The sequence below is a fragment of the Thermus sp. NEB1569 genome (assembly GCF_022385295.1).
GTDB classification, from domain to species: domain Bacteria; phylum Deinococcota; class Deinococci; order Deinococcales; family Thermaceae; genus Thermus; species Thermus scotoductus.
Genome location: NZ_CP092445.1, coordinates 1,435,766 through 1,447,612, shown reverse-complemented (window position 1 = coordinate 1,447,612; position 11,847 = coordinate 1,435,766). Strand labels below are relative to the sequence as shown.

The following is an 11,847-nucleotide window of genomic DNA, read 5'->3' as shown; positions in this document are numbered from 1 at the left end:
AAGCCCGGGGCATACCTCCCCCGGGCCTGAGGTTAAGGGGCTACTTCTTCAGCTCCTTAATCACCGCCTGGGTGAGGTCGGTGTCCTCGTCGGCGTAGACCACCAGCCCCGACTGGGCCGCCACCTGGCGGCTCATGACCACGGCGAAGCCCTGGGCCTTGGCCACCTTGGCGATGGCCTGGTCCACCTCCTCCAGGATGGGCTTGAGCACCGGGTTCTGCCGGTCCTGCCATTTCTTCAGGGTGTCCTGGTAGGTCTTGAGGAGGGCCTCGTAGTCCTGGCGCTCCTTGGCGGTGGCTTGCCCCGAGCGCACCTTCTGGTCCAGGGGTTTGAGCTTCTCCTCCAGAGGGGTGAGCTCCTTGCGGGCCTGGGCCTGGAGGTCTTGCACTTTCTTATAGTCGGGATGGGCCTGGACCAGGGCATCGGCGTCCACGAAGCCCACGCGGGTGGCCACGTTTCGGTTCTGGGCCAGCATGGGGGTGAGGAGGGCACCGAGGGCCAGGGCAAGGGCCACTAGGGGAAAGCGTTTCATAGGAGAAAGCCTAAGGCCTTAGGGTGAAGGGTGTGTGAGAGAAGCCTATCTTTCGCTTGGGCCCGGATAGGGGTATCATACCTGGAGGAGGTGGATTATGCGCAAGATGCTTCTGGTTTTGGCATTGTTGGCTTTGGGCACGGGGGCTTTTGCCCAGCGGGCGGTTTCCTTCCGCCTTTCCCTGCCCCCGGCGGGGCTGGGACTGGGCCTCGAGGCGCCCTTGGAGCGCAACCTGGCTTTCCGGGGCTTCGTGGATCTCTTTCCTGGTGGGCCCAGTTTCCTGGCGGCGGGGGAGGTTCTCTTCAAGCCGGACCTGGGCCAGCTGGACCGGGACCTTAGGGGTATACGCCCCTACTTTGGCGGCGGGCTTGCCGGGTACTTTGCCGGCGCGGGCGAGGTGGGGCTTCACCTGTCCCTGGGGGTGGAGTTCCTCCTGGATGCCAACACGGGGATCTTCCTGGACGGGGAGTACTTTTACGCCTTTGGTGGAGGCCGCTTCCCTCGCGCGGTAATCGGGGCCAATCTGCGCTAAAGCCATCCCTCATCCCCCGCCCAGCTTTGGGCGGGGACATTTTTCTTTTTGACACGGGGTAGACTGAAAACCAGAGGTGAAGCCATGCTGGTCAGGGACTGGATGACCAAGGACCCCCTCACCGTGGCCCCGGATACCCCGGTGCTGGAAGCTATCAATCTTTTGAGGAACAAGGGCTTCCGGCGCTTGCCAGTGGTGAAGGGCGGGAAGCTCGTTGGGCTGGTCACCGACAAGGACCTCAAGGACGCCATGCCCTCCAAGGCCACCACCCTTTCCGTTTGGGAGATGAACTACCTCCTCTCCAAGCTCACGGTGCAGGAGGTCATGGCCAAGCCCGTGATCACCGTGGAGGCCGACGCACCCCTGGAGAAGGCAGCCCTTTTGATGGAGGAGAAGAAGATTGGCGGCCTTCCGGTGATGGATGGGGAGAAACTGGTGGGCATCATCACCGTGACCGATGTCCTGAGGGCCTTTATTGAGGTGTTGGGGCTTAAGATGGGGGGCTTGCGCATCACCGTGGACATCCCGGATGTGCCCGGGGCCCTGGCCCAGATGGCCCGGGCGGTTCCCCCGGCCAACATCGTTTCCATCGCCACCGCCGCTCATCTGGATGGCTATCAGCGCCTGGTCCTCAGGGTGGTGGGTGAGGATGTGGAGGGGGTTCCCGACCGGTTAAGGGCCGCTGGGGAGAGGGTGGTGGACGTCCGCCCCGGTTAGGTGCCGTTGCGGTAGGCGGGATAGGAGCCCAGGACCTTGAGGAAGGCGGCCCGCCTGAGAAGGCCCAGAAGGGCCTGGGCGGGACCGGGGTCTTCCAGGTGGCCCTCGAGGTCCAGGTAGAAGAGGTAGCTGAAGGGCTTATCGCGCCTGGGCCGGGACTCCAGCTTGGTGAGGTTCACCCCGGCCTCGGCGAACACGGAAAGAGCCTCCAGAAGCCCCCCGGGCCGGTGGCGCACGGCGAAGACGATGCTGGTCTTGTGGGGGCCTTCCCCCTTAGGGGCTTCCTCCCGCCCGATGACGAAGAACCGGGTGTAGTTGTGGGGGTAATCCTCAATGTTTTCCGCCAGCACCTTTAGGCCGTAAAGCTCCGCGGCCCGCCGGCTGGCGATGGCCCCCACCCCGGGCTCGGGGTTCTCCGACAGGGACCGGGCTGCCCCTGCCGTATCAAAAACCGGGATGGGAGTAAGGCGCATGCGGGCCAGGAAGCCGTCGCACTGGGCCAGGGCCTGGGGGTGGCTTTTGACCGCCTTGAGGTCTTTGAGCTCGGTGCCTTCGGGAGCGAGGAGGCAGTGCTCCACCCGGTGGATGATCTCCCCCACCACGTGGAGGTCGCTTTCCAGAAGCAGGTCGTAGGTCTGGTTGATGCTGCCTGCGGTGGTGTTCTCCACGGGCACCACCCCGAGATGCGCTTCGCCTGCTTCCACCGCCTCGAAGACCTGGTGGAAGGTGGGAAAGCCTATGGGGGTGGAGCCGGGAAAGTTCCTGAGCAGGGCCTCCTCGCTATAGGCTCCTTCCGTTCCCTGGAAGGCGATCCTCATGCCCTTCATCCTACCGCTTCCCGTAGACAGGAGAAAGGCGCTTCCCTTAGCATGGCCCTTGTGGCGCGGCTGCTTGTGGTGGACGACGACCCCCGCATCCCCCGGGTGCAGGACCCCCGCCTGGCTTCCCACCTGGAGGCCTATCTGGAGGAGAAGCGGCTACCCCTGGAGGGGAATGGCCTTCTGGAAGAGCTGGCCCAGGCCCTGTACGCTTAGGGGGTGGCCGAGCTTTTAGAGATCACCGATCCTGAGGCCTGGAACCGGCTGGTTTCCAGCCTCCCCATCACCAGCGCCCTGCAGTCCTGGGGCTGGGGGGAGGTGAAGCGGCTTTCCGGCTGGGTGCCCAGACGGTTTGCGGTCTACGGAAAGGAGGGGCTTCTGGGGGCAGCCCAGGTGCTGCTGCGCCCCCTGCCCGGCGGCCTCCGCCTGGCCTATGCCCCTAGGGGACCTGCCCTTTCCCGCCTCGAGGACCTCCCCCTGGTGGCCAAGGCCCTGGCCCAGGGGGTGCGGGGTACCCACCTGGTCCTAGAGCCCGAGGCCGGGCTTCCCGCAGAGGAGCCGGTTCCTGGCTTTCCCGGCCTGCTACCGGAAGAACCCATCCAGCCCGCCTACTCCCTCTGGCTGGACCTCACCCAAGGGGAAGAAGCCCTCCTTAAGGGGATGAAGGAGATGCACCGCCGCAACGCCCGCCTGGCCCTCAAGCGCACGGAGCTTGGCGTGGAGGGGGAGGAGGCCTTTCCCGAGTTTTTCCGCCTCTTTGAGGAGACCAACCGCCGGGCCAAGCTCCTGCAACACGCCAAGGAGTACTACCAGGCGGTGCTCAGGGAGATGAACCAGCCCTATGGGGAGGCCTTCTTGGCCGTGGCCCGTAAGGGTGGGGAGGCCTTGGCGGCGGGGCTTTTTGTGGCCTTCGCCGGCAAGGTGGACTACCTTTATGGAGGAAGCAGCCGCGCCCACCCCGAGGCCAAGGCTCCCATGGGCATGCACCTGGCGGCCATCCGCCATGGGATCGGACGCGGCTACCGCATCTACGACCTCTGGGGCGTGCCCAGGACCCCGGAGGGCAGCCATGCGGAGGGGATATGGCGGTTCAAGGAGGGGTTTGGGGGTAGGCGCGTCCACTTTCCCGCCTACACCCTGCCCCTTTCCCCCCTCTACCGTCCCTTGAAGCTTCTCCTGCGCTTGCGCAAGACCTGGGTGAACCTGCGGGTACGGGGGAACCCGCGGGATGTCCTGGGCTGAAAGGGCTTGCGGGTCTTGTCATCTTTCTCAAGGGGCCTTGGGTAAGGTGGGAAGGTGGTGCGGCTCCTCCTTCTTCTTGTTGTCGTCTTCGGTATGGTTTTTTGGTTCCTCCGGCCCCCGCCAAGGCCCTTGCCCACGGAAGGCGTGCGCCTTAAGGGGGTGGAGTTCTACCTTTTCCCCGAAGAGGAGGCGGTGGAGTGGCGGTTCACCGCCCAGGAGATGGTGGAGGAGGGAGGAGGTTTCCGCATCCAGGGGGGGCTTAAGGGGGAACGCTATGTGGAGGACCGGCTGGACCTGCGCCTTTTCGCCCCCGAGGTGGCGGTGGAGCCAGGGGATAACCTGCGGGCTCCTTTCGCCCGGGTGGAGATCCTGAAGGGATGCTTCCGCCTCCAGCTCTCCGCCCCGGGCAGGGGGGAGGTCCTCATCCGTCAGAAGGAGGGGTTTTTCGCCCCCTGGGTGCGGATTGAGGCTCCTAACCTTAGGGGAGAGGCCCAGGGCTTTCGCTCGGATTTCGGCATGGAGCGCATAGAAGCGGAAAGCCCGCGGTTTGAGTTTCCCGCGGGTGGCACCTTTGGTCCTTGTACCGTGGAAGGAGGTAGCTCATGAGAAGGTGGGTCTGGTTGTCCCTGTTAGGTTTGGCCTTAGCCGCTTCCGGCGTCCGGGTGATTCAGGTGGAAGGGGGTCGGCTTTCGGGGGACCTGCGCTACGGCCCCTGGACCTTTGAGGGGGAGGTGAGGGGCCGGGTGAAGGACCTGGAGATCCGCTCCTCCAAGGCCACCCTCACCGCTCCCAAGGGCAAGACCATGCAGGAGGCGGAAGGGGAGCGGGAGGCCCGCTTTGAGGGGGGGGTGGTGGTGCGCCGGGGCCGGGTGGAGGCCAGGGGGCCGGTTCTGGTCTACCGGGAGAAGACCGGGGAGGGAGAGCTTCTGGGCCCGGCCCGTATGCGCCAGGAGCCCAAGCCGGGGGAGGACCCGGTGGAGGTGGAGGCCAGCCGCATGACCTTCCAGGTGGACACGGACACCTCCAGCAGCGAAAACGCCATTCTTAAAAGCGGGAACCAGGAGGGGCGGGCCGCCTTTGTCTACTACGAGGAGGAGAAGGGCCTGGCGGTGTTCACCGATTCCAAGGAGGTGGTCCTGGTGCGCAAGCGCAAGGACGGGGACCTGGTGATCCGGGCCAAGGAGGTGCGAAGCCTCATCGGACCCAAAAAGCTCATCGCCACCGGGGGGGTGCGGCTCCAGGACGGGGATCTGGTCACCACGGGGGAGAGCCTCTACTACGACGATACCACCGGGGAGGCCATCGTTTTGGGCAGGCCGGCGGTGAGCGAGAACAAGAAGGAAGGGTTCAGGCTTTCCGGGAACACGCTCCAGCACAATGTAAACCGCCACCAGGTGCGGGTTTATGGCAAGGAGTTCCGCCTGCCCGTGGGGGAGTTTAGGAAGCTTGGGGAGAAGTAAGCGGGGTTTAAGGTGCTCCCCTCTCGCCCTTGCCGCCATGCCCTAAGGTTCCTCCTTGGGGTGGCCGCCCTTTGCCTCCTCGCCCTGGCCCAGGAGGTCTTCCACCCCCAGGTGGAGCTCACCCGCAAGGAGAAGAAGGTGGTGGCCTGGGTGAGGGGGGAGGAGGGAAGCCTCTTCTACGCGGACTACGGGGACCTCCTGGTGGGGGAGCTGCAAGCCCTTTCCCCCGAGAGGGTCCAGGTGGAGAACCGAGCCTTCTTCCGGGATCTGGGAAGCGCGGTGGAGGAGGGGCTGAAGGTGGGGGAAAGGGTGGAGGTGGCCTATAACCCCGATTGGGAACAGGAGGGGCTTCCCTACCTGATGCGTTTGCGAAGGGCTGGCGAAGGGAAGGGGGAGCGTTACCTCCGCCTCGTCCTCTTTGACCCCAAGGGGGTGGAGGTGCGCCTGGGGGAGGAGGTGGAGGCCAGGGGGCCCCTGGCGGTGGTGGAGCGGGGTGGAGTGGAGGAGCTCTTCCTCTCCGGGGGAGAGGCCCGGTACCTGGAGGAGGAAGGCCGGCTGGAGCTAAGGCCAGCTCCCGGAAAGGTGGCGGTGGCCCAGGGGCAGGTATGGGTGGAGGGGCAGAGGCTCCGCTACCAAAACGACACCGGGGAGGCCCTATTGGAGGGTCCTCTGGAAGTGCGCCGCGAAGGGGAAAAACCCCTTTCGGGCAAGGCGGGTTCCTTGCGCTATCTTCTGGATGAGGACCGGCTTTGGCTTCTCGGAGGGGTGGAGCTTACCCAGGGCGGGCGCACCACCAGGGCCGAGCGGGCGCTTCTCCGGGAAAAGGAAGGGTACGCCTTCCTGTATGGGAAGGTGGAAAGCCGGGACGAAAGGGGTGTGGTGCGGGGGGAACGGGTGCGCTACGCCCTGAAGACCGGGGAGGTGGTGGTCCTGGGCGGGGTGGCCGGGGAGTTCCGCGGCGACTAGGCGGGCACGCCCGCCATCAGAAGGCCCAGGCGCTCTTCCTTGGCTTCTTCCGGGCTGAGTTCCCCCACGATGCGTCCCTCGTACATGACCAGGATGCGGTCCGAGAGGCTGATCACCTCGGAAAGGTCGGCGGAAACCAGAAGCACCGCCAGGCCCTGGTCGCGGGCCTCCACCAGGCGCTGGTGGATAAACTCTATGGCTCCCACGTCCACGCCCCGGGTGGGCTGGGCGGCGATGAGGAGGCGGGGCCCCCGCAAAAGCTCCCTGCCCACCACGATCTTCTGCTGGTTCCCCCCGGAGAAGCGCCGGGCGGAGAGGTCCGTGGAGCGAGGGCGGACGTCAAAGGTTTCCACCAGGGTCCGGGCGTGCTGCTCCATGGCCTTTCCGTCTAGGAAGCCCAGGAAGCCCCGGAAGGGGGGGCGGTGCTGGTCCCCCAGTATGGCGTTTTCCCGCACGGAGAAGTCCAGGACCAGCCCCCGGGCAAGCCGGTCCTCGGGGATGTGGCTCACGCCCGCCTCCCGTACCTTGAGGGCCAGGTGGGGAAGAGGATGGCCCAGGTAGCGCACCGTTCCCCGGTACTTGCGCAGGCCCGCCAGGGCCTCCACCAGCTCGGTCTGGCCGTTTCCTTCCACCCCGGCGATGCCCACGATCTCCCCAGCCCGCACGAAGAAGCTCACCCCCCTTAGCCTGGGGGGCGCCTCGAGGCCCTCCACCTCCAGCACCACCTCGCCGGGCCGGGCAGGGCCCTTTTCTACCCTCAGGACCACCTCCCGGCCCACCATCATCCGGGCCAGCTCCTCCAAGGAGGTTTCCGAGGTCTTCACTGTGCCCACCACCCTTCCATCCCGGATCACCGTGACCCGGTCGGACACGGAAAGCACCTCCTTCAGCTTGTGGCTGATGAAGATGGCGGCGTTTCCCTTGGCCACGTAGGCCCTAAGGAAGCGGAAAAGCTCCTCTGCCTCCTGGGGGGTTAGGACGGCGGTGGGTTCGTCCAGGATGAGGATTTTGGCCTGGCGGTAAAGGGCCTTGAGGATCTCCACCCGTTGCTGCAAGCCCACGGGGAGGTTTTCTATGCGCTCGTCCAGGGGCACCTGGAAGCCCAGCTCCTCCATGAGGGCGGTGGCCCGCTTCCTGGCCTCGTCCAGGTTGAGGAAGAGGGGGCTTCCTGGCTCCAGGCCCAGGACCAGGTTTTCCAGCACGGTAAAGGGTTCCACCAGCATGAAGTGCTGGTGCACCATGCCGATGCCGTGGGCGATGGCGTCCAGGGGGCTCTTGGGGCGGTAGGGTTTCCCATCCACCCACATCTCCCCCTTGTCGGGCGGTTGTAGCCCATAGACGATCTTCATCAGGGTGGACTTGCCCGCCCCGTTTTCCCCCACCAGGGCCAGGACCTCGCCCCAGTTCAGGTCCAGGCTGATGTGGTCGTTGGCCAGGACCAGGGGGAAGCGCTTGGTGATGTCCTTGAGCACCAGGGCCTTTGCGATGGTTCCGCTAGCCTCCACGCCCGGAGTATACAAAAAGGCCGGGGGAACCCCCCGGCCTAGAGAGCCCTTCTTTTAGCGCTTTTCAGGCACCTTGAGCTGGCCCTTGATGATCTGTTGCTTCAAAACCTCCAGCTTGCTCACCACCGCAGCGGGGATCAGGGCCTTGTTGTACTTGTCCAGGGCGTAGTCCACCCCGTTGTTGACCAGGCCGAACTCCCGCACCCCGCCCTTAAAGGCCTTCTGCACCACGCTCTTGATGACCTCGTAGGTGGCCACGTCCACCCGCTTCAGCATGGAGGTGAGGCCGTGGTTCAGGGTGTTGGGGTTGTTGTCGGTGTCCCCCAGGTAGTTCTGGTTGGCGTCCACGCCGATGAAGAAGAGGGGGGTAGCCTTGGTGCCGTCGGTGCCGCAGGCCTTGGTGTAGTCGGCGTACTTGGGCACCTTGGCGTAGGGGTCGGCCTTGCGCACGAAGCGGATGGCCCCGCCCTCCTTGAGGCACTTGGCCTGCTTCACGTAGTCAATGAGACCTAGGCCGGAACCGCCCGCGGCGGCGTAGATGATATCCGCTCCCTGGCGCACCTGGCTGGCGGCGATCTCCTTGGCCTTGGCGGGGTCGTTCCAGGCGGCGGGGGTGTTGCCCACGTAGCCCACCAGGACCTTGCCCTGGATCTTGTCCTCCTTGAAGGCGTACTCCGCCCCGGCCCGGAAGCCCGCCTCAAACTTGTGGATGAGGGGGATGTCCATGCCGCCGATAAAGCCCACCACCCCGGTGCGGCTCATCTTGCCGGCGATGTAGCCCACCAGGAAGCTTCCCTCCTGCTCCCGGAAGACCAGGCCCACGGCGTTGGGCAGCTTGCCCTCTCCGGGAACGGCGTCGATCACCGCAAAGTTCACCTTGGGGAACTCCTTGGCGGTGGCGGTGATGGCGGGCTCGTTGGCGAAGCCCACCCCGATCACCAGGTCAAAGCCCTCCTCGGCGAAGGTGCGGATGCCCTGGCCCACCTGGGAGGGGTCGGCGGGCTCAAAGTCAAAGAGCTTGACCCCGAAATCCTTGGCTGCCTTCTGGGCTCCTTCCCAAGCGGACTGGTTGAAGGAGCGGTCAAACTTGCCGCCCGCATCAAAGGCGATCCCCACGCGCACCTGGGCCAGGCTCAAACCTAGGGCCAATACCGCCAAAAGGGCCACAATACGTTTCATCTGCCACCTCCTATGGCATTTCGCCGTAGGGCATTATACCCGGTTCGGTAAACTCAAGGCATGACCCTGGAGGAGGCTCGCAAACGGATCAACGAGCTCCGGGACCTCATCCGCTACCACAACTACCGTTACTACGTTCTGGATGCCCCGGAGATCTCCGATGCCGAATATGACCGGCTTTTGCGGGAGCTTAAGGAGCTTGAGGAACGCTTCCCCGAGCTCAAAAGCCCGGATTCCCCCACGGAGCAGGTGGGGGCTAAGCCCCTCGAGGCCACCTTCCGCCCCATCCGCCATCCCACCCGCATGTACTCTCTGGATAACGCCTTCACCCTGGAGGAGGTCAAGGCCTTTGAGGAGCGGATCGAGCGGGCCTTGGGGAGGAAGGGGCCCTTCGTGTACACGGTGGAGCACAAGGTGGATGGCCTTTCCGTGAACCTCTACTACGAGGAAGGGATTCTGGTATGGGGGGCCACCCGGGGGGACGGGGAAACAGGGGAGGAGGTCACCCAGAACCTCCTCACCATCCCCACCATTCCCCGAAGGCTTAAAGGGGTACCGGAGCGCCTCGAGGTCCGGGGCGAGGTGTACATGCCCATAGAGGCCTTCCTCCGCCTCAACGAGGAGCTGGAGGAGAAGGGCGAGAAGATCTTCAAAAACCCCAGAAACGCCGCCGCCGGCTCCCTCAGGCAGAAGGACCCCCGGATCACCGCAAGGAGGGGCCTCAGGGCCACCTTCTACGCCCTGGGCCTCGGCCTGGAGGAAAGCGGGCTCAAGACCCAGCTGGACCTCCTTCACTGGCTTAGGGAGAAGGGGTTTCCCGTGGAGCACGGCTTCGCCCGGGCAGAAGGGGCAGAGGGGGTGGAAAGGATCTACCAGGGCTGGCTGAAGGAGCGGCGAAGCCTGCCCTTTGAGGCGGATGGGGTGGTGGTGAAGCTGGACGACCTTGCCCTTTGGCGGGAGCTGGGCTACACCGCCCGGGCCCCCCGCTTCGCCATCGCCTACAAGTTCCCCGCGGAGGAGAAGGAAACCCGCCTGCTTCAGGTGGTCTTCCAGGTGGGGCGCACGGGCAGGGTGACGCCGGTGGGCATCCTGGAGCCCGTCTTCATTGAGGGAAGCGAGGTCAGCCGGGTTACCCTGCACAATGAAAGCTACATTGAGGAGCTGGACGTGCGCATTGGGGACTGGGTTCTCGTCCACAAGGCGGGGGGGGTGATCCCCGAGGTCCTCAGGGTCCTGAAGGAGAAGAGGACCGGGGAGGAGAGGCCCATTCGCTGGCCGGAAACCTGTCCCGAGTGCGGCCACCGCCTGGTCAAGGAGGGCAAGGTGCACCGCTGCCCCAATCCCTTGTGCCCGGCCAAGCGCTTTGAGGCCATCCGCCACTACGCCTCCCGCAAGGCCATGGACATAGGGGGTTTAGGGGAGAAGCTTATAGAGAAGCTTCTGGAAAAGGGCCTGGTAAAGGATGTGGCCGATTTGTATCGGCTTCGGGAGGAGGACCTTTTGGACCTTGAGCGCATGGGAAAGAAGAGCGCACAAAACCTCCTCCGCCAGATTGAAAAGAGCAAGGCCCGGGGCCTGGAGCGGCTCCTGTACGCCTTGGGACTGCCGGGGGTGGGGGAGGTGCTGGCCCGCAACCTGGCAGCCCACTTCGGCACCATGGACCGCCTCCTCGAGGCCAGCCTGGAGGAACTCCTCCAGGTGGAGGAGGTGGGGGAACTCACTGCCCGGGGGATTTACGAAACCCTGCAGGACCCTGCCTTCCGGGACCTGGTGAGGCGCCTCAAGGAGGCTGGGGTGGAGATGGAGGCCAAGGAACGGGGGGAAGAGGCTTTAAAGGGCCTTACCTTCGTCATCACCGGGGAGCTTTCCCGCCCCCGGGAGGAGGTGAAGGCCCTCTTGAGGCGCCTGGGGGCCAAGGTGACGGATTCCGTGAGCCGCAAGACCAGCTACCTGGTGGTGGGGGAGAACCCTGGAAGCAAGCTGGAGAAGGCCCGGGCCCTGGGGGTGCCCACCTTGACGGAGGAGGAGCTGTACAGGCTCATAGAGGAGCGCACGGGGAAGCCTGTGGAAACCTTAGCTTCCTAGAGCTGGTGGCTGCGTGGGAAGATCTTTTCCAGGGCCTCCTGGAGCCTGGAACCGGACAAACCAAGCTCTTTCAGGGCCTTTTCGTAAAGCTCCGGGGTGAGAAGCCCCTGGAGGGCCTTAATCTCCGTATGGGAGAGATGGGCTCCCTTTAATACGTGCTCCTCAAAGCTCTGCCAGGCCAGGGGCACATGGGCCTTGACGATCTCGGCGATGGCCTTGGCGTACTGCCTTATCTCCCACTGGGCATGGGGGTCCAGGCGCAGGGCCAGGAAGTGGAAAAGATTGTGGAGGTCCTGCTTCCAGTAGAACTCGGTGTAGAGGTTTAGGGGCAGGACCATGCGGGCCATCTCCCGGGCGATCCCCTTTTCCAGAAGGGTTTGGTAGGCCTGGTAGGCTTCCCGCTCCACCCCTTTGAGGAGAAGGGAGGCTTCCTCATCGGAAAGCTCCCCCTCGGAGCCTTGCTTGTTCCGCCGGGCTTGTTTCCGCCACGCTTGTGGCTCGTAAAACTCTTCCTTGAGGACGGAGTAGCGACCGGAGATCTCGTTCACGCTGGCGGTGCGGTGGCGGAACCACTGGCGCACCACGAAGATGGGAGCCTTCACGTGGAACTTGAACTCCACCATCTCAAAGGGGCTGGTGTGGCGGTGGCGCATGAGGTAGTCGATGAGGGCGGCATCCTCCCGCACCGTCTTGGTGCCGGGGCCGTAGGAAACCCTGGCTGCCTGGACGATGGAGGCATCGCTTCCCATCACCTCCACCAGGCGCACGAACCCCTTGTCTAAAACCGCAATCTCCATGTCCTTGAGTCTAC

Annotated in this window: 13 protein-coding genes; 8 read left to right on the top strand and 5 right to left on the bottom strand. The window is 64.7% G+C overall.

Translation table 11 applies throughout. The features are described from left to right. Positions 1–40: 40 nt before the first annotated feature. The gene (locus MI302_RS08275) at positions 41–532 is read right to left on the bottom strand and encodes an OmpH family outer membrane protein (RefSeq protein ID WP_239725441.1); all 492 of its coding nucleotides are present in this window, start codon (positions 530–532) and stop codon (positions 41–43) included. A gap of 97 nt (positions 533–629) precedes the next feature. Between MI302_RS08275 and MI302_RS08270 the strand changes: the two genes are divergently transcribed. Then, complete coding sequence (locus MI302_RS08270; RefSeq protein WP_239725440.1) at positions 630–1,064, top strand: hypothetical protein; 435 nt, start codon at positions 630–632, stop codon at positions 1,062–1,064. 84 nt (positions 1,065–1,148) lie between these two features. After that, a complete protein-coding gene (locus tag MI302_RS08265; protein WP_126201582.1) occupies positions 1,149–1,781 on the top strand; it encodes a CBS and ACT domain-containing protein in 633 nt (210 codons plus the stop codon). On the opposite strand, the gene pheA is transcribed toward MI302_RS08265, so the two are convergent. Then, on the bottom strand, positions 1,778–2,599 hold the full coding sequence (pheA, locus tag MI302_RS08260; protein ID WP_172958082.1) for a prephenate dehydratase: 822 nt from the start codon (positions 2,597–2,599) through the stop codon (positions 1,778–1,780). The genes MI302_RS08265 and pheA overlap by 4 nt on opposite strands. A gap of 60 nt (positions 2,600–2,659) precedes the next feature. On the opposite strand from pheA, the gene MI302_RS08255 reads away from it, so the two are divergent. Genes MI302_RS08255 through MI302_RS08235 form a run of 5 tightly spaced genes read left to right on the top strand, consistent with a single transcriptional unit; the run spans position 2,660 to position 6,267 of the window. Then, a complete protein-coding gene (locus MI302_RS08255; protein WP_239725438.1) occupies positions 2,660–2,815 on the top strand; it encodes a hypothetical protein in 156 nt (51 codons plus the stop codon). A gap of 3 nt (positions 2,816–2,818) precedes the next feature. Then, positions 2,819–3,841: a peptidoglycan bridge formation glycyltransferase FemA/FemB family protein gene (locus MI302_RS08250; RefSeq protein WP_239725437.1), complete on the top strand. Its 1,023-nt coding sequence runs from the start codon at positions 2,819–2,821 to the stop codon at positions 3,839–3,841. Positions 3,842–3,895: 54 nt separating this feature from the next. Beyond that, positions 3,896–4,447: a hypothetical protein gene (locus MI302_RS08245; protein WP_370687329.1), complete on the top strand. Its 552-nt coding sequence runs from the start codon at positions 3,896–3,898 to the stop codon at positions 4,445–4,447. Then, positions 4,444–5,301 (top strand): LptA/OstA family protein, encoded by an 858-nt coding sequence (locus MI302_RS08240; RefSeq protein WP_239725434.1) that lies wholly within the window; start codon positions 4,444–4,446, stop codon positions 5,299–5,301. Before MI302_RS08245 ends, MI302_RS08240 begins: the two co-directional genes overlap by 4 nt. Positions 5,302–5,313: 12 nt before the next feature. Then, a complete protein-coding gene (locus MI302_RS08235) occupies positions 5,314–6,267 on the top strand; it encodes a hypothetical protein (RefSeq protein ID WP_019550965.1) in 954 nt (317 codons plus the stop codon). Here the strand turns inward: MI302_RS08235 and MI302_RS08230 are convergent. Both MI302_RS08230 and MI302_RS08225 read right to left on the bottom strand, forming a co-directional pair. Beyond that, a complete protein-coding gene (locus MI302_RS08230) occupies positions 6,264–7,754 on the bottom strand; it encodes an ABC transporter ATP-binding protein (protein WP_126170232.1) in 1,491 nt (496 codons plus the stop codon). The genes MI302_RS08235 and MI302_RS08230 overlap by 4 nt on opposite strands. Positions 7,755–7,826: 72 nt before the next feature. Next, entirely contained in the window at positions 7,827–8,951 is a 1,125-nt protein-coding gene (locus MI302_RS08225; RefSeq protein WP_126187183.1) for a BMP family protein, read from the bottom strand. A gap of 60 nt (positions 8,952–9,011) precedes the next feature. Between MI302_RS08225 and ligA the strand changes: the two genes are divergently transcribed. Then, complete coding sequence (ligA, locus tag MI302_RS08220) at positions 9,012–11,036, top strand: NAD-dependent DNA ligase LigA (RefSeq protein WP_239725433.1); 2,025 nt, start codon at positions 9,012–9,014, stop codon at positions 11,034–11,036. Here ligA and thyX read toward each other — a convergent pair. Continuing rightward, positions 11,033–11,833, bottom strand: coding sequence for an FAD-dependent thymidylate synthase (gene thyX, locus MI302_RS08215; protein ID WP_239725432.1), 801 nt, complete (start codon positions 11,831–11,833; stop codon positions 11,033–11,035). The genes ligA and thyX overlap by 4 nt on opposite strands. Positions 11,834–11,847: the final 14 nt, after the last annotated feature.

What these genes read in the sequence shown, in the direction of transcription:
- pheA (WP_172958082.1), bottom strand. Translation starts at nt 2,599, where the DNA reads ATGAGGATCGCCTTCCAGGGAACGGAAGGAGCCTATAGCGAGGAGGCC.
- MI302_RS08275 (WP_239725441.1), bottom strand. Translation starts at nt 532, where the DNA reads ATGAAACGCTTTCCCCTAGTGGCCCTTGCCCTGGCCCTCGGTGCCCTC.
- thyX (WP_239725432.1), bottom strand. Translation starts at nt 11,833, where the DNA reads ATGGAGATTGCGGTTTTAGACAAGGGGTTCGTGCGCCTGGTGGAGGTG.
- MI302_RS08225 (WP_126187183.1), bottom strand. Translation starts at nt 8,951, where the DNA reads ATGAAACGTATTGTGGCCCTTTTGGCGGTATTGGCCCTAGGTTTGAGC.
- MI302_RS08270 (WP_239725440.1), top strand. Translation starts at nt 630, where the DNA reads ATGCGCAAGATGCTTCTGGTTTTGGCATTGTTGGCTTTGGGCACGGGG.
- MI302_RS08265 (WP_126201582.1), top strand. Translation starts at nt 1,149, where the DNA reads ATGCTGGTCAGGGACTGGATGACCAAGGACCCCCTCACCGTGGCCCCG.
- ligA (WP_239725433.1), top strand. Translation starts at nt 9,012, where the DNA reads ATGACCCTGGAGGAGGCTCGCAAACGGATCAACGAGCTCCGGGACCTC.
- MI302_RS08240 (WP_239725434.1), top strand. Translation starts at nt 4,444, where the DNA reads ATGAGAAGGTGGGTCTGGTTGTCCCTGTTAGGTTTGGCCTTAGCCGCT.